Here is a 23,167-nt window from a genome sequence, read left to right on the forward strand (position 1 = left end):
ATGCTTCCTTTTCAGGCGGCCTGCTGATCGGCAAACACACGGTAGTGCTGCGGACGAACAATCAGGGTTTCTCCGGTTTTTAAATTCAGATGCTGCAAACGCTCGCTGCTGATGGTGGCTTCAATCAGCTGGTTATTATCATCTCTTTCCAGTTCCAGCTGCGCCAGCGGGCCGGTGCCGTGAATACGGCGCAACTGTACCAGCAATCCTTCAATGCCCGGCGAATAACGTTCCACGCTCAGCTCATACGGACGCACATACGCCGTGCCGCTGGCATCACGCAGATCGCTGAATTCCGGCGCGGCGATACGCAGGCCACCCAGATCCAGCTGACCTTCATGTAAACGACCGGAGAAGCGGTTAATCTGACCGAGGAAATTCAGCACAAACGGTGTTGCCGGCTGCTGATACACTTGCTGTGGCGTACCGGTCTGCTCCACTTTACCGTGATTCATCAGCACCACACGGTCTGCAACTTCCAGCGCTTCTTCCTGATCATGTGTCACGAAAATACTGGTCACGTGCAATTCATCATGCAGACGGCGCAGCCAGCGGCGCAATTCTTTACGCACTTTGGCATCGAGCGCACCAAATGGTTCATCCAGCAGCAATACTTTTGGCTCCACTGCCAGCGCACGGGCCAAGGCAATACGCTGACGCTGACCACCGGACAACTGCGGCGGATAGCGGTCTGCCAGCCAGTCCAGCTGCACCAGTTCCAGCAACTTCATCACGCGCGCGCGGATCTCGTTTTCAGAAGGGCGGCGTTTTTTATCCATCACACGCAGACCGAAAGCCACATTTTCAAAAATCGTCATGTGCTTGAACAGCGCATAATGCTGGAACACGAAACCAACCTGACGTTCGCGCACATGGCGGCCGGTCGCATCTTCACCGTGCATCAGCACCTGTCCTGCATCCGCGGTTTCCAGACCGGCGATGATGCGCAACAGCGTGGTTTTGCCACAGCCGGAAGGGCCGAGCAAAGCAGTCAGTTCACCCTGCGCAAATTCCAGATCGACATTCTGCAACGCAGTGAATCCGCCAAATCGTTTTTGCAATCCGCTTACAGCAATACTCATTTTCTTCTCCTCAGGATGCACGGTGCGTATGCGCAGGGTGCTGGCTGCGCCAGTCGGCAATCGCTTTCAGCGCCAGCGTCAGTAAGGCCAGCAAAGTCAGCAGCGAAGCCACTGCAAAAGCCGCAGCAAAGTTATATTCGTTGTACAAAATTTCGACTTGCAAGGGCATGGTGTTAGTCTCGCCACGGATATGACCGGAGACCACAGACACTGCACCGAACTCGCCCATTGCGCGCGCATTGCTCAGAATCACGCCGTACAGCAAGCCCCATTTCACATTCGGCAGCGTGACGCGGAAGAAGGTTTGCCAGCCGGATGCACCAAGCACCAGCGCGGCTTCTTCCTCCTCTGTACCCTGCGCCTGCATCAGCGGAATCAGTTCGCGTGCCACAAACGGAAAGGTCACGAACAGCGTTGCCAGTACAATGCCCGGTACTGCAAACAAAATGCGGATATCGTGTTCCCGCAACCACTCGCCAAACCAGCCCTGCGCGCCGAACAGCAATACATAAATCAGACCGGAAATCACCGGCGATACAGAGAACGGCAAATCAATCAGCGTCAGTAAAATACTTTTGCCACGGAACTGAAATTTCGCAATTGCCCACGCCGCCGCCACACCGAACACCAGATTCAGCGGCACGGAAATACCGGCAGCGATCAGCGTTAAGCGAATCGCCGACAAGGCATCCGGTTCCGTGATCGATTCCAGATACACTCGCCAACCCTTCGCCAGTGCTTCAGCAAACACGGCAGCCAGCGGAATCAATAAAAATAAAGTCAGAAATAAGGCTGCCACGCTCAGCAATACAATGCGCACCCAGCGCGGCTCGGTCGTGGCTGGACTGCGCACCACCGTGACGGCCGGCGCAGCAGATAAAACAGCAGTCTGTGTCATGCGAATTTCCCTCCGGTCTGACGACGACGCGCCCATGCCTGCAGCAGATTAATCGTGAGCAACAGTACAAACGAAATACTCAGCATCACCACCGCAATCGCTGTAGCACCGGCGTAATCGTACTGCTCCAGTTTCGTAATAATAAATAAGGGTGTGATTTCAGAAACCATGGGCATATTGCCCGCGATAAAAATCACCGATCCGTACTCACCGGTGGCACGTGCAAACGCCATCGCAAAACCGGTCAGCCACGCTGGCAGAATGGTCGGGAAAATCACGCGCACAAAGGTTTGCCAGTGACTCGCACCCAGACTCAGCGCCGCTTCTTCCAGTTCTTTTTCAGTTTCTTCCAGTACCGGTTGTACGGTACGCACCACAAACGGCAAACCGATAAACGTCAGCGCAACCCAGACACCCAGCGGCGTGAATGCGACCTTGATACCCAGCGGTGTCAGCCACTGACCCAGCCAGCCTTGCGGCGCATACAGAGTTGCCAGTGTGATGCCAGCCACGGCGGTTGGCAGTGCGAATGGCAAATCCACCAGCGCGTCCAGCACACGCTTACCGGGAAACGGGTAACGCACCAGTACCCAGGCCACGATCAGCCCGAAAATACCGTTGGTAATCGCTGCCAGAAACGAGGCACCGAAAGTCAGTCGATACGATGCCATCACACGATCAGAAGTTACCGTGGCGACAAACTGATCCCAGCTGAGTCCCAGTGTTTTCAGAAATACGGCAGACAAAGGAATCAACACAATCAGACTCAGGTACACCACCGTAAATCCCAGTGACAAGGAAAATCCCGGTATCACCTGACGTCGTCGTGGCGCAGAAGAAAAAACAGAACTCAGCATGGGAACCTCATCTCACACGGGCGACAAAATCAGCGCTGACCCGGCTGGTAAATCTGATCGAATAAACCGCCGTCTGCGAAATGGGTTTTCTGCGCTGTTGTCCAGCCGCCGAAAGTGTCATCCACCGTCACCAGTTTCAGTTTCGGGAACTGTGCGGCGTATTTTTTGGCTGCTTTTTCGGTGGTCGGACGGTAGTAATGCTTTGCGATCAGATCCTGCGCTTCATCTGTGTACAGATATTGCAGATAGGCTTGCGCTACTTTGCGGGTACCGCGCTTGTCCACCACCTTATCAACCACAGCCACTGCAGGCTCCGCCAGAATACTGATCGATGGCACCACGATTTCCACTTTATCCGGGCCAAGTTCACGGATCGCCAGCAAGGCTTCGTTTTCCCATGCCAGCAACACATCGCCGATGCCGCGCTCTACAAAGGTAGTGGTTGCACCACGTGCGCCGGAATCCAGCACCGGTACATTGCGGTATAAACGGCTCAGGAAATCTTTTGCAGTCGCTTCATTGCCACCCGGCTGACGCAGGGCATAGGCATAGGCTGCCAGATGGTTCCAGCGCGCACCGCCGGAAGTTTTCGGGTTTGGCGTAATCACAGCCACGCCTGGTTTGACCAGATCATTCCAGTCGCGGATTTGCTTAGGATTGCCTTTGCGCACCAGAAACACGATGGTTGATGTGTAAGGCGATGCATTATGAGGAAAACGTTTTTGCCAGTCTTTCGCCAGCAAGCCGCGCTCTGCCAGCGCATCCGTGTCATAAGCCAGCGCCAGTGTGACGACATCGGCATCCAGACCATCGATCACGGCTCGCGCCTGTTTGCCGGAACCGCCGTGCGATTGTTTGATGGTCACAGTATCACCGGAACTTGCCTGCCACTGACGGGCGAAGGCTTTATTCACATCCTGATACAGTTCACGGGTAGGGTCATACGATACGTTCAGCAAGCGTACTTCCGCCGCCTGGGCTACTGTGCCGGAAAACGCCAGCAGTGCTACTGCAATCCACTTATGTACAGACATGCTTTCCTCATTTGGTTATCGAATAATGAAGTAAGCATATCCATGCTTTTTATACCTGAAAACGAAGTATTTTTTCGTTCTATATTCAAAAAACGAATATAGAGGGTAATTTCCGATTGATTTAAGTGATTTAATTATCTGAAAAATAAGTTTTTTAACAGTCTCTGCAAAAATAATGACGCTCAGCTACACTGCGCAGCGGCGCTGACAGCAGGCAATTGCCGCACGCGGTCAGCATGACTGTGTATTCCGTTATCTCCGGAGCGAAACATGAAAAAATGGCTTTTGGCACTTGGCCTGATGCAGGCCGTCGCCTTACCGGCACTGGCCGACGATGCAGCTTCCTGCCCTGCAGTTCTGAACCACAGTTTTAACCGTCTGCAGGACGATGCACCGCAAAACCTGTGTCAGTACAAAGGAAAAGTGGCACTGGTAGTCAACACCGCCAGCTATTGCGGTTTCACCAAACAGTATGAAGGTCTGGAAAAGCTGTATGCCCGTTTGCAGGATAAGGGTCTGGTGATTCTGGGTTTCCCGTCCAATGATTTCGGCAAACAGGAACCGGGCAGCAGCAAGGAAATCGCGGATTTCTGCTTCAATACCTACGGCGTGAAATTCCCGATGTTTGCCAAATCCTCGGTCAGCGGCAAAGACATCAATCCGCTGTACGCCGAGCTGGTAAAAGCCACCGGTACTACACCGAAATGGAATTTCTACAAATATCTGATCGACCGCAACGGTAAAGTGCTGGCAGCTTATTCCAGCATGACTACACCGGACGATAAAAAACTGCTCAGCGATATCGACAAAGCACTGGCGCAGTAATCATCTCAGCATCACTGAGGCAAAAACAAAAAGCCTGAAGCCATAACGGTTTCAGGCTTTTTTTACATGACAGCTTACCGTGTGCGGCTTTCAGAGTCAGGCAGCAGCCTGTGCAGCCGTTCTGGCCTGTTCCGACAAAAATCCGCCCAGCGTTGCATGCACCATCGCAGTCACGATTTGCTCGTGGCTCATGCGTTTATCTCGCAACAGAAAATCCACGGTCGGATCGCAGGCACGTGAATACAGGGTGTAGACCAGCACATCATCCGGCACCAGCGGCGTCAGCGCACCCTGCTCACGGGCTTTTGCCACCATCGCATGGAAACGCTTATGCATTTTCAGAGCCAGCGTGATGTATTCCAGATTCAGCATCAGGCTGCGTTGCAGGGTCAGACTGGTCGATGGCAGATGCGGGACACCGCCTTCCAGACGCAATTTCAGCGACCAGGTCAGGATATGGCGGATCTTCTCGATTTCCGGCATGGTGTCCGGCAACGTTTCCAGTTCCGCCATCGTTGCATTCAGCAGACGTATCAGCGCAGCAGCGGCCAGTTTGTCTTTGGAAGAGAAGTGCTTGTACAGACTTCCCTTCGCAATGCCGACCGCATCCGCCACATCATCCATCGTCATCAGGTCGTAACCTTTTTCTGACAAAAGACGGTTAACGGCATCGATGATCGCTTCTTCGCGCGCATCAAATTGTTGTTTTTTAAAGGGAATCCGTATCTTCACAATTTTTTCCAGCACAAATAAAAACTTTGTAGTATATTTTGTGACTGATGAGTCACATTTTGAATCAACAGTCATATTTTATCCCAGATCGCCGGTTTTTCCAGAAAAAGCTTGCGCCGTGATCTGAACACTGAACCCCACAGGAAAACGCCATGAGAATCGCTGTAATCGGTTCCGGCATCGCCGGACTCTCCGCCGCCTACCAGCTGGCAAAAAGCAAACAGGATGTCTGCCTGTTTGAAGCCAATGACTATTTCGGCGGGCATACCCATACCGTTGATGTCGATGTCGATGGTCACCGCTTCGGCGTGGACACGGGGTTTCTGGTGTTCAATCACCATACCTACCCGAATCTGGTGCGCCTGTTTCAGGATTTGCAAATCGACACGGTAAATACCGACATGTCGTTTTCGGTCAGCATGCCCGGCCCGGACGGCAAAGCACTTGAATGGTCGGGCACCAATCTGGATACCGTGTTTGCCCAGCGCAGCAATCTGCTGCGCCCCGGTTTCTGGCGCATGCTGCGCGATATTCTGCGCTTCAACAAACAAACCACGGATCTGGCGAAAAGTCAGAATCTGGAAGACTGGCAAATGCCGCTGGGTCAGTTTCTGGACCGCTTCGATTACAGCCATGAATTCCGTCAGTGGTATCTGCTGCCGATGGCAGCCTGCATCTGGTCATGTCCGACTGAAACCATGATGGCATTTCCGGTTGCTTCGTTTGCCACCTTCTGCCATAACCACGGCCTGCTGCAAATCACGGATCGTCCGCAATGGCGCACGGTGCGCGGCGGTGCGCGTCAGTATGTGGAAAAAATTCTGCAGGCGATTCCGCAAACCTGCCTAAACACACCGGTACGCGCGGTGCGTATCGGCGCCGGTGGTCTGCCGGAAGTGCAGACTGATGCAGGCAGTGAAGTGTTTGATCAGGTCGTATTTGCCTGCCATAGCGACCAGACACTGCGTTTGCTGGAAGGTGCAACCACAGAAGAATCTGCGATTCTGAGTGCCGTCCGTTATCAGCCGAATGTGGCGGTATTGCATACCGACGCCTCGGTACTGCCAGCCCGTCAGAAAGCATGGTCGGCATGGAATTATCAGAGTGAAGGCGGTGCCGAACCACGTGTCTGCGTGCATTATCTGCTGAACCAGCTGCAGCCTTTACCATGCAGCACGCCGGTGATTGTGACGCTGAATCCGGTCTCGGAAATCGCCAAAGATAAAATCATTGCCAGCTACGATTACGCCCATCCTGTATTTGACCAGGCAGCAGTTGCAGCACAGCAGCAACTGAACCGTATTCAGGGTCAGCGCCGCCTGTGGTTCGCCGGTGCATGGACTGGCTACGGCTTCCATGAAGATGGCCTGAAATCTGGTTTAAAAGTGGCGCAGGGCATTTTGCAGCAAATGCTGGCAGAGCAAAGCTGGGCAGACGCTGCATAAGGATAATCATGGAATCTGCGTTTCCTGTTCAGATTTGTACCGGCACCGTCATGCATAAGCGTTTGCGTCCGGCGGTGAATGCATTCCGTTACGGCGTGTTCTTTTTGCGTCTGCAGCTCAGAGCACTGGAGCAACAACCGCAAAGCCGCTTCCGCTGGTTTTCCGTGAACCGTTTTAATTTGCTGGCATTTCACATGAAAGACCATGCGGATGGTAAAGGCCGTCTCAGCGCATGGGCAGATCAGATTCTGCATGCCAACGGAATTCACGATGCCGACGGCGAAATCACGCTGCAATGCTTTCCGCGTGTGCTTGGTTATGTGTTTAATCCGGTTTCATTCTGGTTTTGTCACCGTGCCGACGGTGCGCTGCGCGCAGTGATCTGCGAAGTGAATAACACCTTCGGCGAAAAACACATTTATCTGCTGGCAGATGAGCAGCCACTGGGCAATGGCGTGCAATTGCAGGCACGCAAAATTTTCCATGTCTCGCCGTTTTGTGAAACCACCGGCCAGTACCGCTTCCGTTTTATCCGCCGCGAACAGGATGCACGGGTTGCAGCGCGGATTGAATACGATGATGTTGCCGGTCCGCTCATTACCACCAGCGTTTCCGGACAAGAACATGCGATGAGCGACCGCCGCATTCTGCAGGTTTTCGCGCGCTATCCGCTGATGACGCTGGCCGTCGTCTGGCGTATCCACTGGCAAGCTTTGCGTTTATGGATTAAGCGCGTTCCTTTCTTCACTAAACCCCTTCCGCCGTCTCAAGAGGTCAGCCGATGAACACTTTGTCACCAACGATGCCATCTAACGATGACAGCCTGTCCAGTCTCGATACCCGCGCTTTTCCGACCGGTGTTGCTACCGTTCTCAAGCATCTGGCGCGTTTGCACGAAGGCTGTCTGACGCTGCATTTCCCAGATGGTCAGAGCGCCACTTTCGGACAACTGACGGAGCAAGGTCTGCACGCCGTACTGCATTTGCGTGACTGGTCAGTGATCCGTTCCGTTCTGCGTTCAGGCGATATCGGCTTCGCCGAAAGTTACATCGCCGGACACTGGCACAGCCCGAATCCGGTCAGCCTGCTGGAACTGGTGACACGCAACCGTGAAGCACTGGAACAAGTGATTTACGGCAGCTGGTGGGGCAGTTTGCTGTATCGCATACGCCACCTGCTGAACCGTAATTCGCGTAGTGGCAGCCGCAAAAATATTCATGCGCATTACGATATCGGCAATGCGTTTTACCGCCTGTGGCTGGATACATCGATGACGTATTCGAGCGCGATTTTTGATCCAGCTGCCGAAGAAGATCTGACGACGGCACAAGACAGAAAATACCGCCGCATTCTGCAGGAACTGCAATTACCTGCCGGAGCCAGCGTACTGGAAATCGGCTGTGGCTGGGGCGGTTTTGCAGAACTGGCAGCGCGCGAAGGCGGCGCACAGGTCACCGGTTTGACACTCTCGACAGAACAACTGGCCTATGCGCGCAAACGTCTGGCACAAGCCGGACTCGGCGCGCAGGCAGATTTACGTTTGCAGGATTACCGCGATACCGCCGGTGCTTACGATGGCATCGCATCGATAGAAATGTTTGAAGCGGTGGGCGAAGAATACTGGAATGATTATTTCGCCTGCCTGAAACGCAATCTGAAATCCGGCGCACGTGCCTGCATTCAAAGCATCGTAATTGATGAACGCCTGTTCGAACGTTACCGCAGCGGCACCGACTTTATTCAGCAATACATTTTCCCGGGCGGCATGCTGCCATCGATAGAACGCTTTCACGCGATGGCACAACAGCACGGACTGGAAGTCTGCAATACCTTCAGCTTTGGTCAGGACTATGCAACAACCCTGCATTTGTGGCGTCAGCAATTCCTGCAGCAATTGCCGCAGGTGCGCGCGCAGGGTTTTGATGATGCCTTCATCCGCACCTGGGAATTTTATCTGGTGTACTGCGAAGCGGGCTTCCGTTCCGGCAACATCAGCGTTGCCCAGTTCACACTGAGAAAACCATGAAACCCGCTCTGTTCTGCCAGTTTGCGATTGCTGCCTGTGTAGCGCTGTCGCCGCTGCATGCTGCGCTGGCGGCGCAACCACCGGCACCGGCGGCAGTCAACACCGAATTGCGCCAGCCGTTTTTGCTTGGTCAGGGTACGCACCGCTGGTTTGGTTTAAAGATTTTTGATGCGACGCTGTGGAGCACTACGCAGGAATGGCAGGGACTGACTCAGCGTTTCGCGCTGGAACTGCGTTACGCGCGGCATTTGTCCGGCAAAAAAATCGCCGAAGTCAGTATCGAAGAAATGCAAAAACTGGAAAAACTGAAGCCGGAACAGCAGCAACGCTGGCTGCAGCAAATGCAGGCCATGTTTCCCGATGTTGAAGAAAATACCCGCATTACCGGTGTGCATTTACCGGGTGAAGGCGCACGTTTTTTTCTGAACGATCAGCCACTCGGTGAAATCCGCGATCCGGAATTTGCACGTCTGTTCTTCGGCATCTGGCTGGATAACCGTAGCTCTGTACCGGCACTGCGCGCGCAGCTGACCGGCAAACCACGCTGATCAGGAGATCATGATGTTTCGCTCTGTACCGCGTTTGCGCAGCATTGCTGTGCGTACTTTCACCGGCCTGCTGACAGCAGCCCTGCTCTCTTCTTGTGCCAGCACCATGGATATTTCCCGCTACAACAATGAACGCCCGGTATTACAGGTGGAAAACTATTTCAACGGCAAGCTGGATGCCTGGGGCATGTTTCAGGATCGCTCCGGCGACATCGTCAAACGCTTTACCGTAGAAATGGATTGCCAGTGGAATGGCGATACCGGCACGCTGAATGAGTATTTCACGTACAGCGACGGCACCAAGCAAACCCGTATCTGGACCCTGAAAAAAACCGGCGATGGCAAACTGACAGGCACCGCTGCAGATGTAGTCGGCGAAGCGCAGGGTGAAGTAGCCGGTAACACGCTGCATCTGCGCTATGTACTGGCCTTGCCGGTGGATGGACGCATCATCAATGTGAATATGGATGATGTGATGGTGCTGATGGATCAGCAAGTGATGCTGAACCGCGCTGTGATGAGCAAGTTCGGCGTCCAGCTCGGCACCGTCACTTTATCGTTCCGCAAACGTCAGGGATAAATCATGAACACCCCAGTGACTGACTGGCGCGGTAAACGTGTCTGGATCATCGGTGCCTCCAGCGGCATTGGCGCGGAAACCGCCAAACAACTGAGCGCGCAAGGCGCGAAGCTGGCTTTATCCGCACGCCGTAAAACACTGCTGGAGCAGGTGGCCGCCAGCTGCCATGATGCGCTGGTACTGGAAGCAGACATCACCGACAACGCCACCCTGCAACAAGCGAATGCAGAACTACTGGCGCAATGGGGCGGCTATGATCTGGTGCTGATTGTGTCCGGCACTTATCACCCTATGCGCGCCGAAACTTTTGATCTGCAGGCAGCGCAGCAAACCATCGATGTGAACCTGAAAGGCGTGTATCAGGTACTGGACAATGTTCTGCCGGTTTTTCTGAAACAGCAATCCGGTGGCATTGGTGTGGTGGGTTCGGTCGCCGGTTTATCCGGTTTGCCGGATGCACTGGCTTACGGCCCGAGCAAAGCGGCACTGATCAACCTGTGTGAATCTTTATATTTTGATTTACATGCAAAAGGCGTTGCGGTGTATATGATTAATCCCGGCTTTGTGGATACACCGATGACATCGGTAAATAAATTCACGATGCCTGCCTTAATGACACCACCGCAAGCCGCCACCGCCCTGATTCGTGGCATCATGAACGGTGAATTTCATATTCACTTTCCGCGCCGCTTTACCAACTGGCTGCGTTTTGCGCGCCTGTTACCGTATCGCGGCTACTTTTATCTGATCCACAAATTCACCGGACTATGAATAACAACGCGCACGCAACGGAACAAAGCTGTCAGCACAGTCTGCAACAACTGGTGCAATTCTTTGAAACCATCAGCCCCGACAGCGTGCAGCGTATTCCGGACATATACAGCGCCGACGCCTACTTCAAAGACCCGTTCAATGAAGTGCGCGGCGTGGAAGCGGTTAAAAAAATCTTTGCACACATGTTTGTGCAAGTCGAAGCGCCACGCTTTATCGTCACCAATACCGTATTGCAAGGCGATCAGGCCTTTCTGTGCTGGGAATTCATCTTCCGCTTCCGCCGCTTCAGCAATGAAGAACAATGCGTACGCGGCGTCACCCATTTCCGTTTCGACAGCGACGGCAAAGTCAGCATGCACCGCGATTACTGGGACGCCGCCGAAGAACTCTACGAAAAACTCCCCGTCCTGCGCCACCTGATGCGCTGGCTGCGCCGCACGGCGAATCAGTAACGGCAACGTCCGAAGCTCTGTAGGAGTAAAGTTATTTCAGCATATCCATTTCAATAAAAAGGAAAGTTCAAATGTTATGCCTTCAGTGTCAGCAAGGCGATCTTGGTAAAGCGAAATTAAAAAAACCAGACAAGAAATATTTGTGTGCACATAGTGTGAGGCAACGTAGTTTTCTATAAATTATATTGTTTTTTATTTATGGATTTTGGGACTTACCCCCGGCTTGACAGTCAATAATGAGTAAGGTCCAACGATCTCAGCAGTATTTGCTTTAACTATTTCAATCCGGAATATGGATCGTCGACACTTTCAGAAAACTCGATGACCGCAGACGCAATTTCTTGCCTAACATCCGAATTAGATATTTCCTTGGCCGCCAAAGTCAAATATGACAACGCCTTGCCCAATCCCAATTTAGCGACAATACCCACCAACTTCTCCGTCGAATCCAAAGAATTTCTATTCCATACTTTTATAATTGACTCACCAAGATCCGTTCTTATTGCATTAGGCAAAAGCTCGTACGTATTCCATTGATGATCGGCCAGCTCAGCCAATACAGACATAAGCAAATCTGGTTCATCATCCAGGGTTCCTTTTTTAATTATCTTAATTAAAAACTCAAATTCATTATCAAATTTTTCCCCTTGCAAGTTAGCAAGTAGCGATGAAACCGCTTTAAAGTCTTCATTCATCAATTTATATCCAATGTTATACTCGACCGCCAATGCGACTATCCCCGGCCGAGCGCTGAAACATTTAAGGCAACCGTCTTTGACATCCTTGATAAGTTCCCTGATCCCGACGTATGGTGTGAGCGAAACTGTGATCAGTGTCAGATCACGATTTTAACCTCGCTTACAGCGCTACATCGAAACTTAGAGCTGGTCTTTTCCTATTGCGAGAACGGTTGTGACGAATTCCCAAGCTTTTCGTATCGTCCGTACCGGACATAACTGATCCCCCCTACAAATCCAGCCAAAAATCCCCCTCTCCACGCATTTTGTGGCTTGCCGCAATTGCCATTTCACCAAATCTGCCTTTATGCTGTCCGTATGCGTCTGACGACAAGGCGCGGATCAACCAGGAGACTAGCAATGGCAGTGAGTAACCGGCCGCTGAACCGGCAGGATTTCAAAACACTGGCGCTGGCCGCATTAGGCGGGGCGCTGGAATTTTACGATTTCATTATTTTTGTATTTTTCACCGTGGTCATCGGTGAACTGTTTTTTCCGCCGGACATGCCGGACTGGTTAAAGCAGGTGCAGACCTTCGGCATTTTTGCGGCCGGTTATCTGGCGCGTCCGCTCGGTGGCATCATCATGGCGCACTTTGGTGATCTGCTCGGTCGCAAACGCATGTTCACGCTCAGCATTATTCTGATGGCGCTGCCGACGCTGGCGATGGGCTTGTTGCCGACCTACGCCACGCTGGGCATTGCGGCGCCGGTGGCCTTGCTGGCCCTGCGCATTTTGCAGGGCGCGGCGATTGGCGGCGAAGTGCCGGGTGCATGGGTGTTTGTGTCGGAACACGTACCGGCGCAGCGCACCGGCTTTGCCTGCGGCACCTTAACCTCCGGCCTGACTGCCGGTATTCTGCTCGGTTCGCTGATGGCGACGGCGATCAATACCAGCTTCAGCGCGGAAGAAATCCGCGCGTGGGCGTGGCGGATTCCGTTTATCACCGGCGGTATTTTCGGTTTTGTGGCGATGTATCTGCGCCGCTGGCTGCATGAAACGCCGGTGTTTCAGGAAATGCAGGAGCGCAAGCATCTGGCTGCCGAACTGCCGCTGAAAAAAGTGCTGCGCGAACACAAGTCTGCCGTGCTGATGTCGATGGCGCTGACATGGTTGTTATCCGCCGCGATTGTGGTGGTGATTCTGATGACACCTGCCTATCTGCAAAAGCAACTGGGACTGGCTGCGGCTGTCACGCTGAAAGCGAATTCGATTGCGACAATTGCACTGACTATCGGTTGCATACTGGCAGGCCGCATTATCGACAGCCTCGGCGCAGGCTGGACCTTCATCGCGGGCAGCAGCCTGCTCGGTGGCGTGGTCTGGCACTTCTACAACGGCGTGCTGGCCGATCCTTCCACGCTGTATCTGAACTATGCGCTGGCTGGTCTGGCGGTCGGCATCGTCGGTGCTGTGCCGTATGTGATGGTGAATGCGTTTCCGGCTGTGGTGCGCTTCACTGGCCTGTCGTTCTCGTATAACGTAGCTTATGCGATCTTCGGCGGCCTGACGCCGCTGATGGTATCGCTGTGGCTGAAAACCGAACGCCTCGCCCCCGCCTACTACGTCTGCAGCCTCAGCATCCTCGGCGTGCTGATCGGCTTCACCCTGCTGTGGCAACAACGCCGCCAGTCCCGCTGATCTTTTCTGTGCCGGAACGCGACGCTGTTTCGCGGTTCCGGTGATGATGCCAGCCGTTAGGCAAGCTCTTATGAATCTGACTTTTTAGTCAATGCAGATGAAGAACTGTAGCTGATATTGAGTTCTTTTGATTCAAGTTGATATGCAACCAGTTCCTCCTGATTATCCTTCTTCTGAAATGTGAAGCTTTCTGTACCCTTACCTGAGCGGAAGGATGTTTCATATCGCAGTGTATGAAATGTGCCTTCACGGCTAATTTTCGTCTTTGTTCCGATCTCTTTTGTCGCAATGACCGGGCCGAGCTTACTACTGGTGAACTCACAAATGTCAATTATTATCGGCTTCGCTTCCTGATTATCCGGTTTCTTATCGTTCGCCGGATACAGCTCATTACAACGATTCCGGCTCAGGTAATCATGAAATTTTTCAATGCGGGAATCAGGCGGACTTTGATCTTCGCTTGTAATAATGATTTCATATTTGCGTTCAGTCTTACTGCAGGCTGCGATCAGTACGACCAACAAAAGAATATAAAGTCTCATAAAAGATTTTTTCGTTTCGTAAAAAGTGGCACGGACAGAAAAATATAAAAATTGCATTTTAATGTTTATTTTTTACAAAATAAACAATTTTTGATTTTTGGAATACGATCATAGGACTACAGTTACAACCAACGTCGCCCTGAATCAACCTGCTCTTCTGCGAGCCAGAAAAATCCAGACATGCGAAAGATATCGTTTTCTGAGGCAGCACAGGTAAATGCATCTCTGTCATGTTCATTGAACTTCAGCCTGAATTTTCCCCTTTCTTCACAAGCAACCTGTCTGCGGAATGTCCGTGGGTGCCCGAACCTGCCTGAAAGCCCCGAAAAACGGCTCAAATGCGGATTTCTGCACAGCTACCAGGCGGTCGTCGGCAGAAAGTCCGGGCTTAGCGGAAAGGGGAATGACGATATTTGCACACTGTAAGCGAAGAAAATCAGCACGGAGACTATTCCGTTTCATCACCTGACAACAAACCCCGCACATGCCATCCCGAGTCCATCGTTCGCTCGCTGCTACTCGCGCCACTGATGAACTGAGTCCTGAGTCGCAGAAAGGCTGCAATTTCACGCAAAACTGGCGATTTAATAAAAAATTCGGCGAGTTTCAACACCATCCTGATTGCCGTCTGCTCAACAAGCTTATATGCTGTTTCGCTTTGCTGTGCGCAGAATCCGCTTCTTTGCTGGCATTCATGAAGTCTGACTGTTTTTCCGGGGGAAAAAATGGAACTTATATTTGTTATCGCGGTAGGTGTTTTTGTTTATCTGAAATTCTTCAAAAAGAAAAAAGCCAGTAAAAACGATGAAAAAAGCTTTAATGAGCTTGTCGGCACTGCGAAATACTCGGTCTATCAAAATAACAGCGGGATCGCGATTCGCGCAGACGGCAGTATTGTGCTGAGTGAGAACGGCGTCAGTAAATCCTATACTGCTGACGATATCAGAGAATTTTCCACCAACTTCACACCGGTTACTTATGCTGGTGGCACTGGTCTGGCGGGCACAGCGCAGCAACTGGCTCAGAACGCGAGATCAAAAGCAGAAACCGGGCTTTTTATTATGGTGAAAGATGTGGATCAGCCAAAATGGCATATCAAGATTTATTCGGAAAAAGAGTTAGCACGCTGGATGGAAATACTGCGTCAGGAAGTGAGTGATCAGTAACGAAGAAAATACTTTGCGAATCGGGTTTTATTCGAAGCGCGGTAACTAAACGCCCCGGTATGTATCAGCATACCGGGGCGTTTTGTTTGTGAGGCTTCAGTCCGTGCTTTGCGTCGCTCAGATCACTGCCGCCAGACGTACACCCTGATTGATGGCGCGTTTTGCATCCAGTTCAGCGGCAACGTCGGCGCCGCCGATCAGGTGAACGGTTTTACCGGCGTCCAGCAAACCTTGCTGCAGGGCGCGGTTCGGTTCCTGTCCGGCGCAGATGATCACGTTATCGACAGGCAGCACTTGTTCCTGACCATCAACGGTGATGTGCAGGCCAGCGTCGTCGATACGGCGGTAAGTGACACCGGCGATCATGTGTACGCCACGGTTTTTGAGGCCGGTGCGGTGTATCCAGCCTGTAGTTTTGCCGAGGCCGTCACCCACTTTAGACGTTTTACGCTGCAGCAAAAATACCTGACGTGCCGGTGCTTCGATTTCTGCTTCGCGCAGGCCGCCTGCGTGGCGGTATTCGGTATCCACGCCCCATTCCGCAAAGAATTTGACCGGATCAAGGCTGGCGGACGTGCCGCTGTGGCACAGGTATTCTGCGGTGTCGAAGCCGATGCCACCGGCACCGATAATCGCAACGGATTTGCCGACTGGCTTTTTATCGCGCAGCACATCCAGATAGCCGAGCACTTTGGCGTGCTGTATGCCTTCGATTTCCGGCAGGCGTGGCGTGATGCCGGTTGCCAGTGCCACTTCATCAAACTCTTGCAGATCTTCTGCGCTGACTTTTCTACCCAGTTCCAGCTTCACGCCGGTTAACTGAATTTGTTTATTGAAATAGCGGATGGTTTCGTAAAACTCTTCTTTGCCCGGCACTTGTTTTGCAACATTGAACTGGCCACCGGTTTCAGAGGCAGCATCGAACAGCGTGACCTGATGGCCGCGACGTGCTGCGGTGGTAGCGAATGCCAGACCGGCAGGACCTGCGCCAACCACGGCGATTTTTTTCGGGGAGCTGACCGGCTGATCGCTGATTTCAGTTTCGTGGCAGGCACGCGGATTGACCAGACAGGAAGTCAGCTTGCCGCCAAAAGTGTGGTCCAGACAAGCCTGATTACAGCCGATACAGGTATTGATTTCATCAGCGCGGCCTTGTTCTGCTTTCAGCATGAATTGCGGATCGGCCAGCAGCGGACGTGCCATCGACACCATGTCGCACGCGCCTTTGGCCAGCAAGTCTTCCGCCACTTCCGGCGTGTTGATACGGTTGGTCGCGATCACCGGAATCGATACATGCTCACGCACGCCCTGCGTGACCCATGCAAATGCGGCACGCGGTACTTTGGTGGCGATGGTCGGGATACGCGCTTCATGCCAGCCGATGCCGGTATTCAGCAGCGTTGCTCCGGCTTGTTCTACGGCTTTGGCTAACTGAATTACTTCATCACGGGTGGAGCCGCCTTCGACCAGATCCAGCATCGACAGGCGATAAATAATGATGAATTCTTTGCCGACCGCTTCGCGGGTACGGCGCACGATTTCCAGCGGGAAGCGGATACGGTTTTCATAGCTGCCGCCCCATTCATCTTCGCGCTGATTGGTGCGCGCCGCGATGAATTCATTGATCAGGTAACCTTCGGAACCCATGATTTCGACGCCGTCGTATCCGGCTTGTTTCGCCAGTGTCGCGCAGCGCACGAAGTCTGCAATGGTTTGTTCGACTTCTTCGGTAGTCAGTGCATGCGGTTTGAACGGGTTGATCGGCGCTTTGATTGCGCTCGGTGCCACCAGATTCGGCTGATACGAATAACGGCCAAAGTGCAGAATCTGCATCGCGATTTTGCCACCGGCAGCGTGTACTGCATCGGTGACGATTTTGTGATGCACAGCTTCGGCTTCGGTGGTCAGCATCGCGCCGCCGTGCATAGGACGACCGCGTTCGTTCGGCGCAATACCGCCGGTCACCATCAGTGCCACGCCGCCGCGTGCGCGTTCTGCGTAAAACGCGGCCATGCGCTCGAAACCGTTATCCACTTCTTCCAGCCCGACGTGCATCGAGCCCATCAGCAGACGGTTTTTCAGGGTAGTGAAACCCAGATCCAGCGGCTGGGTCAGATGTGGATAAAATGCCATGATTCTTTCCTTTATCAGATGATTTCAGCGCAGCATAGCCAAAGCCCTTCATATATGCAACAAGTTGCATATTAAATTGCCACAGCGGGGGTAGTGCGGGTATTCTAGAACTGCTTTCCGGTTTCGATGAATGTTTCTATGTCCCTGCCCCACGCCCTGCTGACTTCCCTGCTAGAAAAGCCTTGTTCCGGCTATGAACTGGCGCGCCGTTTCGATAAATCAATCGGCTTTTTCTGGCATGCCACCCATCAGCAGATTTACCGCGAACTGGCGAAAATGGAAGAAGCCGGCTGGGTCAGTTCGGTGGAAGTGGCTGGTGGACGCGCCGGTAAAAAAGAATTTGCAGTGCTGGATGCCGGTCGTGCGGCCTTGCTGGCGTGGCTGCATACACCGAGCGAACCCTTGCATCTGCGCGATGGCCTGATGGTGCGCCTGCGCGCCAGCGCAGTGACCGGTGAGACTGGCATGCCGGAAGAATTGCAGCGCCGTCTGGCTTTGCATGAAGAGCAGCTGGCGGTGTACCGCGCCATTGAGCAGCGCGATTTTCAGGGCACGCTGAGCAAGGAAGCGCGGCTGCAGTATCTGATTCTGAAAGCCGGTATCGCATACGAAGAAGGCCGCATCAGCTGGACCCGCGAAGCGATTGCCGAATTACAGTCTGCGCAGGACTGACGCGGCGCTACCGAAAATCCGCACTACCGCATTTCATATCCATGTTCCATAGAACATCTGTTCCATAGAGTCATTGTCATAAGACTCAGACAATCCACGCTATCAATTCAACCTACGGTATCGCTGAACGGCGATGCCTTTTCTGAAAAGGATCAGCGATGAAAAAGACCTGGGTAATGCTGGCAATGACAGCAGCAGTACTGAGCGCCTGCGGTGGCGGTGGCAGCGATTCCGGCAACAATAGCAGTAGCGGTTCTTCGGGCAGCGGTTCCGGCAGTGGCTCCGGATCCGGCGGTGGCGCGGCGACGCTGACTGCCAGCATGCAGGAAGCCGTGAATGTGTTTGCTGAAAGCTGGATCGCGACGCAGCTGATGATGAACGCCCATTACTACCTGTATATGGCAGCAAATGTGCAGGGCAGCGTGAATTGCCCGAAAGGCGGCACGGCTGCGCTGAGCGGCGGCAATCTGACAGTCAATAAATGCACACTGACCTTCCCTGCGGATAACAGTTTTTCCGGTACTGTGGCGGTAACGACCAATCCGAATAACACGCTGGCAATCAACAGCAATGCTGCACTCAGTGTCTACGATACCGGCAATGGCAGTCTGGTGTTCAGTATCAATAATCTGGCGATGGCAGGCAGTGTTGCTTCGGTGGATCAGCTGACGGATTCCGTCAAAGTCAGCAGCCTCAGCGCCGCTTTCCCGCTGAGCGCCAGTAATACATACAACATCAGCAACACCACGACATCGCTGACCAAAACCAATCAGAACACCACCAGCAATTTCGCTGGCAGTGCGCTGAACATGAGCTTCGCGTACACCTACAAACGCAATACCGGCAACAGCAATGTAGTGACCAGCACCGTAGAAAATATGGTGATTCCTGCAGATACCAGCTCCACCAAAGGCATTACCAATAATCCTACCGGTGGTCAGTACAGCATTGCGCAGGGCGGCACCGGCAGTTGCGGCACGATCAGCGTCACATTCCGTTCCGGTAATGCGATCAATCTGATCTGCCAGAAAACAGGCGAAACCCAGACTTTCAACTGGAACGACAGCACCATCGCTGCAGCAAAAGCCAAAGCGATTCAGTAATCTGCCGATCAGGCCCCGCCTCAGCCCGCCTTTGCGCGGGCTGTTTTTTTGTCTGCACGGTCAGGGCGTTGTGCAGACATCGTCATTTGTGATTTCCGGAGAGCCGGACTTTCTGCCGACGACCGCCGGATCGCTATGCAGAAGTCCGCAAATCAGGCCAAAAACACTGACAAGGATCTGAAAAGCCACACGCCGCATCCTCCTTCACGGAAGATGCGGCGTGCTTGGCGGAACCCTGATACAAACCGTCAGCGAAGCGGAAATGTCAGCCGGCTTTCTTCACGCTGGTTTTGCGTCGCGGTGTTGCGGGAGCAGGAGCACGGGTGCTTGCAACGCCTGAAACTGCGCTGGCAGGCTTGCTGCGCGGCGTGCTGGCTTTTGTAGCCTTCACCGTTTTTGCAGCCGCAGGTTTGGCTGTGCTGCTGCGCGTTTTTTTGACGGCAGCAGTGCTGCCCGCAGCGGATTTGGCTGCTGCTTTTTTTACAGTGGGTTTTGACGGTTTTTTTGCAGGCGATTCCGCCGCTGGTTCCGCCGCAGCTTCTGCTGCCTGCGCTGCCGCACTGGCTTTTTCCTGCGCCGTTACCTGACTGACCGCGTGCCGGAACTGATCCTGCAATAAATTCCACCATGCCGATGGTGAGGTGAATGCATTTTGTCCGGCGGCCTGCGCAGTATCTGCGGCAGGTTCAGTTGCTTCTGCCGCAGCGGCATGATCTTGCGCTGCTGCACTCTCTGCCGGTGCTTCTTCAGTCTGCGCGCCTGCACTGGCCGGATTATCGGCAGCCGGTGGCATAGGCCAGCCGCTGCGGCTGGCACTGGCCGCACTGGCGGCAGCGGCTGCAGCTGTTTCCTGCACATTCTGCGCCTGCTGCATGAAATTTTCGCGCAGCGATTGCAGCGCAGACAGCGTGGCACGCTGCACTTCCAGCGTTTGTATCGTGCCGCGTAACATACTCATGTTCACATTCAGCCACGATTCCACGGTTTTTAAATCCTGAATTTTCTGATCCAGTTCATCCAGCGACATCGGCGGCGTGACCATGCCGGGAACCTGCATACTGCCCCAGAGGCGTTTGACCCAGCCTAGGGGATCAGACATACCGGAAGCGCCATCGCTGCCGGAAAAAGGATGATTCATCGTCAACTCCCGTGTGAACTGCGGTTGGTGGAAAATGTAAGAAGGCATGCCAGGCATGCGCTGCCATATCTTGCATCAGTGATACTAATGCGTCAATCAAGCGCATACAGCAAAGCCTGCGTTACACTAATGCGACACGCAATTTGTACAACAGTTTGCGTAGCGCCCCGCATGTCATCCTGCTTTCTGACTGAACTGAACACTCAGGTGAAACCAACTTCCGGCCCTTCTGTTATACGGCAATTACTGCCCTATCTGACGCTGGCAGCGGTGCTGCACGGCTTGCTGCTGGCTGCGCTGAACGGTGCATGGTTAGCACAGCAGCCCGACGCGCCAGCGGCCCTGCAAATCAGTCTGACCGAAGTTCCGGCCGCAGTTGCGCCCGCTGCAGAAGCACCTGCTCCGGCTGCAAACAAAGCCACGTTGGCTGCGAAATCCAATGCTTCCACCGGTTCAGCACGCCGCGCTGCGATCCGCGCTCCGGCTCAAGCCGTCATCGCCGATGCGGAGATCGCTGCAGCACCCGCGTTACCGCTGGCCGCCAGCCAGTTGATTCCTGCGCTGTCTGCGGTTGCCACCGCAGCGCATACTGACGGCGATGGCAACCGCGCCGGTAGTTCCGGTAGTTCTGGCACTGGCAGCGCCAATTCCGGCGAGGCACAAGGTGTCAGTGCTGCTGACGATGCGCCGCGCCTGACGACAACGCAGATCATTGCGCCGCCATCGGTGACGATGCAAATGCGTATCGTGCGCGAAACGCCGGGACAAAATCCCATGTACGGTGTCGGTGAAGTGCGCTGGCAGCATGACAGCCAGCATTACCGGCTGGAACTGAATGCCGGACTGGATTTGCTGCTGACTTCGGTCACGCTGTATCAGTCGGTCAGCGAAGGACAAATCACGCAGGCAGCGCTGCAGCCGCGCATCCTCAGTGAAAAACGGCGCGGACGCAGTGAAACCGCGACGCATTTTGACCGTAGTGGCGCAACGGTGACCTTTTCGTCTTCGAATAAAACACTTGCACTGCAATCCGGCGCACAAGACCGCGCCAGCGTACTATTGCAACTGGCAGCGCTGGGCAAAGCCGATCCGGGCTGGTTTCAGGCCGGTCGCCGTTTCCGCATTCAGGTTGCGGAAGACCGCGATGCAATGGATTTTGAATTTGAAGTGGTGGAAGAAACCACGCTGAAAACCAGCGCAGGCAATTATCGCTGCTGGCATTTACGCAGACCGCCGCTGGCGGGCAAATACAATTCGGCGCTGGATATCTGGCTGGCACCGGAACTGCACTGGCTGCCGGTGCAGATACGCAATACAGAAAGCAATGGCGCAGTCACCACACAAACCCTGCGCAGTACGGAATGGAGCCCACATTAATGAATAAAATATTGATACGCAGTTTGCTGAGTCTGATGTTGCTGGGCAGCGCTGCAGCCCGCGCGGCGGAACCGGCAGCATTTTCGCTGGCACCGTCAGCAGAATTGCGTTACACGATTAAGGCCAAGCAAAGCGGCATTCCGGTCAGTGGCAATGCCACCGTGCAATGGCAGGCGGACGAAAAAAAATACAGCGTCCACAGCGAAACCCGCGCAATGCTGGTCGGCAAAATTCTCGATACCGGCAGCCGTGGCAGCATTGACAGTTTCGGTCTGGCACCGGAGCAGTTTAATGAAAAGCGTTTCAATAAACCGGAAACCATCACCACATTTGACCGCGCAAAAAAAACGCTGAGATTTTCTGCGTCTGAGCAAACCTATACGCTGAAAGGCGGCGAGCAGGATCGCAGCAGCGCGGTGTGGCAAGTGATTGCGCTGATCCGCGCGACACCGGATAAAGCGGTTACCGGACAGGAATGGAAATTATTCGTCGCCGGACGCCGCGATGCCGATCCGTGGACTTTCCGCGTGGTCGGCAATGAAACCCTGCAAACCGCGATGGGGCCGCAAGCCTGTCTGCATTTAAGCAAAGCTCCACCGGCAGATTCGAAAGATCAGCAACTGGATATCTGGCTGGCGCCCGGTCTGGACTGGTATCCGGTGCGTTTGCGCTTCAGCGACGCGGACGGTGACTTCGTCGATCAGACTTTAGAAAGCCTGAAAAAGACAGGAGCAAATTCTTAATTTTCAGGAAAGCTTTTATAAAATTTCCGGATTGCAACATGTTTCCGGATGCAATCAGGACGGTTTTATTTCCACGTGGAAATGAAACCGTTTTTTTTCGTTAAAAGTTTGCATTTTTTCACGCTGATGTCAGACAGTTCGTCTATCCTATTGGGTTATTACGTTTAGTTACAATTTCCTGCCCACTGCGAATGATGCCTACGCCAGCGCCATTTTCTGCATTCCGCATCCGTCAGCGCCGGCGCTTTGCCGCCCGCCCTTCGGTCTGCTGCGATCTGGCATTTATTCCAGCTGTCACTGCATCGTTACAGCAATTCGGTGACCGCTATCTGCACAAAATCTTCACGCCCGCCGAAATTCAGGATGCACGCCCCGGCAGCTGCGGCTTTGCTGCCAGTCTGGCCGCACGTTTCGCCGCGAAAGAAGCCTGCTTCAAATTACTGAATCCGGATGCTGATACCGCGTTACCGTGGAAGCAGGTGGAAGTGGTGCGTCCGCAAGGACGTGCGCCATTCATTCGTTTGCATCAGGAAATACGTCACATTGCCGCAAGGCAAGGGATTTACCATATCGCCGTGAGTCTCAGCCACGATCAGGATTATGCGATCGCGGTTGCCAGCACTTCCGGATATTCTTAAAAAAACAGATAACAATTATTTTTC

Annotated in this window: 24 protein-coding genes; 15 read left to right on the forward strand and 9 right to left on the reverse strand. The window is 53.5% G+C overall.

Translation table 11 applies throughout. The features are described 5' to 3' along the window. Positions 1–11 precede the first annotated feature (11 nt). From KDM89_RS08370 to KDM89_RS08385, 4 genes are read right to left on the reverse strand one after another with little or no spacing between them, the layout of a single operon-like run. Positions 12–1,082, reverse strand: coding sequence for a sulfate/molybdate ABC transporter ATP-binding protein (locus KDM89_RS08370; RefSeq protein ID WP_212687497.1), 1,071 nt, complete (start codon positions 1,080–1,082; stop codon positions 12–14). A 10-nt stretch (positions 1,083–1,092) separates the two neighbouring features. Then, entirely contained in the window at positions 1,093–1,980 is an 888-nt protein-coding gene (gene cysW / locus KDM89_RS08375; protein WP_212687498.1) for a sulfate ABC transporter permease subunit CysW, read from the reverse strand. Further along, positions 1,977–2,837 carry a sulfate ABC transporter permease subunit CysT gene (gene cysT, locus KDM89_RS08380; RefSeq protein WP_212687499.1) on the reverse strand — a complete coding sequence of 287 codons (861 nt, stop codon included), beginning with the start codon at positions 2,835–2,837 and terminating at the stop codon, positions 1,977–1,979. Before cysT ends, cysW begins: the two co-directional genes overlap by 4 nt. Before the next feature lie 29 nt (positions 2,838–2,866). Continuing rightward, positions 2,867–3,871: a sulfate ABC transporter substrate-binding protein gene (locus KDM89_RS08385; protein WP_212687500.1), complete on the reverse strand. Its 1,005-nt coding sequence runs from the start codon at positions 3,869–3,871 to the stop codon at positions 2,867–2,869. A 270-nt stretch (positions 3,872–4,141) separates the two neighbouring features. Here KDM89_RS08385 and KDM89_RS08390 point away from each other — a divergent pair, with 270 nt between their 5' ends. Further along, positions 4,142–4,696, forward strand: coding sequence for a glutathione peroxidase (locus tag KDM89_RS08390; RefSeq protein ID WP_212687501.1), 555 nt, complete (start codon positions 4,142–4,144; stop codon positions 4,694–4,696). A 96-nt stretch (positions 4,697–4,792) separates the two neighbouring features. Here the strand turns inward: KDM89_RS08390 and KDM89_RS08395 are convergent, their stop codons facing one another. Then, positions 4,793–5,428, reverse strand: a complete 636-nt coding sequence (locus tag KDM89_RS08395; protein WP_212687502.1) for a TetR/AcrR family transcriptional regulator — start codon at positions 5,426–5,428, stop codon at positions 4,793–4,795. 152 nt (positions 5,429–5,580) lie between these two features. On the opposite strand from KDM89_RS08395, the gene KDM89_RS08400 reads away from it, so the two are divergent. Genes KDM89_RS08400 through KDM89_RS08430 form a run of 7 tightly spaced genes read left to right on the forward strand, consistent with a single transcriptional unit; the run spans position 5,581 to position 11,253 of the window. Further along, positions 5,581–6,873: an NAD(P)/FAD-dependent oxidoreductase gene (locus KDM89_RS08400; protein WP_212687503.1), complete on the forward strand. Its 1,293-nt coding sequence runs from the start codon at positions 5,581–5,583 to the stop codon at positions 6,871–6,873. Positions 6,874–6,881: 8 nt separating this feature from the next. Beyond that, positions 6,882–7,658 (forward strand): DUF1365 domain-containing protein, encoded by a 777-nt coding sequence (locus tag KDM89_RS08405; protein ID WP_212687504.1) that lies wholly within the window; start codon positions 6,882–6,884, stop codon positions 7,656–7,658. Then, positions 7,655–8,899 (forward strand): SAM-dependent methyltransferase, encoded by a 1,245-nt coding sequence (locus KDM89_RS08410; RefSeq protein ID WP_212687505.1) that lies wholly within the window; start codon positions 7,655–7,657, stop codon positions 8,897–8,899. Before KDM89_RS08405 ends, KDM89_RS08410 begins: the two co-directional genes overlap by 4 nt. Continuing rightward, positions 8,896–9,447, forward strand: coding sequence for a chalcone isomerase family protein (locus KDM89_RS08415; RefSeq protein WP_212687506.1), 552 nt, complete (start codon positions 8,896–8,898; stop codon positions 9,445–9,447). Before KDM89_RS08410 ends, KDM89_RS08415 begins: the two co-directional genes overlap by 4 nt. Positions 9,448–9,457: 10 nt before the next feature. Next, positions 9,458–10,027, forward strand: a complete 570-nt coding sequence (locus tag KDM89_RS08420; RefSeq protein WP_212687507.1) for a DUF3833 domain-containing protein — start codon at positions 9,458–9,460, stop codon at positions 10,025–10,027. Between the two features lie 3 nt (positions 10,028–10,030). Further along, positions 10,031–10,798: an SDR family NAD(P)-dependent oxidoreductase gene (locus tag KDM89_RS08425; protein WP_212687508.1), complete on the forward strand. Its 768-nt coding sequence runs from the start codon at positions 10,031–10,033 to the stop codon at positions 10,796–10,798. Continuing rightward, the gene (locus KDM89_RS08430; protein WP_212687509.1) at positions 10,795–11,253 is read left to right on the forward strand and encodes a nuclear transport factor 2 family protein; all 459 of its coding nucleotides are present in this window, start codon (positions 10,795–10,797) and stop codon (positions 11,251–11,253) included. Before KDM89_RS08425 ends, KDM89_RS08430 begins: the two co-directional genes overlap by 4 nt. A gap of 275 nt (positions 11,254–11,528) precedes the next feature. Here KDM89_RS08430 and KDM89_RS08435 read toward each other — a convergent pair whose 3' ends face one another. Further along, a complete protein-coding gene (locus KDM89_RS08435) occupies positions 11,529–11,951 on the reverse strand; it encodes a hypothetical protein (protein ID WP_212687510.1) in 423 nt (140 codons plus the stop codon). A 399-nt stretch (positions 11,952–12,350) separates the two neighbouring features. Between KDM89_RS08435 and KDM89_RS08440 the strand changes: the two genes are divergently transcribed. Beyond that, entirely contained in the window at positions 12,351–13,631 is a 1,281-nt protein-coding gene (locus KDM89_RS08440) for an MFS transporter (protein ID WP_212687511.1), read from the forward strand. Positions 13,632–13,699: 68 nt separating this feature from the next. On the opposite strand, the gene KDM89_RS08445 is transcribed toward KDM89_RS08440, so the two are convergent. After that, positions 13,700–14,230, reverse strand: a complete 531-nt coding sequence (locus KDM89_RS08445) for a hypothetical protein (protein ID WP_212687512.1) — start codon at positions 14,228–14,230, stop codon at positions 13,700–13,702. 668 nt (positions 14,231–14,898) lie between these two features. On the opposite strand from KDM89_RS08445, the gene KDM89_RS08450 reads away from it, so the two are divergent. Beyond that, positions 14,899–15,339 carry a DUF4755 domain-containing protein gene (locus tag KDM89_RS08450; RefSeq protein ID WP_212687513.1) on the forward strand — a complete coding sequence of 147 codons (441 nt, stop codon included), beginning with the start codon at positions 14,899–14,901 and terminating at the stop codon, positions 15,337–15,339. Positions 15,340–15,456: 117 nt separating this feature from the next. On the opposite strand, the gene KDM89_RS08455 is transcribed toward KDM89_RS08450, so the two are convergent. Then, positions 15,457–17,472, reverse strand: coding sequence for an NADPH-dependent 2,4-dienoyl-CoA reductase (locus KDM89_RS08455; RefSeq protein WP_212687514.1), 2,016 nt, complete (start codon positions 17,470–17,472; stop codon positions 15,457–15,459). Between the two features lie 138 nt (positions 17,473–17,610). On the opposite strand from KDM89_RS08455, the gene KDM89_RS08460 reads away from it, so the two are divergent. After that, entirely contained in the window at positions 17,611–18,144 is a 534-nt protein-coding gene (locus KDM89_RS08460; RefSeq protein ID WP_212687515.1) for a PadR family transcriptional regulator, read from the forward strand. A gap of 158 nt (positions 18,145–18,302) precedes the next feature. After that, positions 18,303–19,247, forward strand: coding sequence for a hypothetical protein (locus KDM89_RS08465; protein WP_212687516.1), 945 nt, complete (start codon positions 18,303–18,305; stop codon positions 19,245–19,247). A gap of 265 nt (positions 19,248–19,512) precedes the next feature. Here the strand turns inward: KDM89_RS08465 and KDM89_RS08470 are convergent, their stop codons facing one another. Continuing rightward, positions 19,513–20,385, reverse strand: a complete 873-nt coding sequence (locus KDM89_RS08470; protein WP_212687517.1) for a PhaM family polyhydroxyalkanoate granule multifunctional regulatory protein — start codon at positions 20,383–20,385, stop codon at positions 19,513–19,515. 207 nt (positions 20,386–20,592) lie between these two features. On the opposite strand from KDM89_RS08470, the gene KDM89_RS22850 reads away from it, so the two are divergent. From KDM89_RS22850 to KDM89_RS08485, 3 genes are all read left to right on the forward strand, one after another. Then, a complete protein-coding gene (locus KDM89_RS22850) occupies positions 20,593–21,762 on the forward strand; it encodes a DUF3108 domain-containing protein (protein ID WP_212687518.1) in 1,170 nt (389 codons plus the stop codon). After that, positions 21,762–22,505, forward strand: coding sequence for a DUF3108 domain-containing protein (locus KDM89_RS08480; protein WP_212687519.1), 744 nt, complete (start codon positions 21,762–21,764; stop codon positions 22,503–22,505). Before KDM89_RS22850 ends, KDM89_RS08480 begins: the two co-directional genes overlap by 1 nt. A 191-nt stretch (positions 22,506–22,696) precedes the next feature. Then, positions 22,697–23,143, forward strand: a complete 447-nt coding sequence (locus KDM89_RS08485) for a holo-ACP synthase (protein ID WP_212687520.1) — start codon at positions 22,697–22,699, stop codon at positions 23,141–23,143. The last annotated feature ends 24 nt before the right edge of the window (positions 23,144–23,167 follow it).

Origin of the sequence: Cognatundibacterium luofuense (assembly GCF_018139685.1) — a bacterium.
GTDB classification, from domain to species: domain Bacteria; phylum Pseudomonadota; class Gammaproteobacteria; order Burkholderiales; family Burkholderiaceae_D; genus Undibacterium; species Undibacterium luofuense.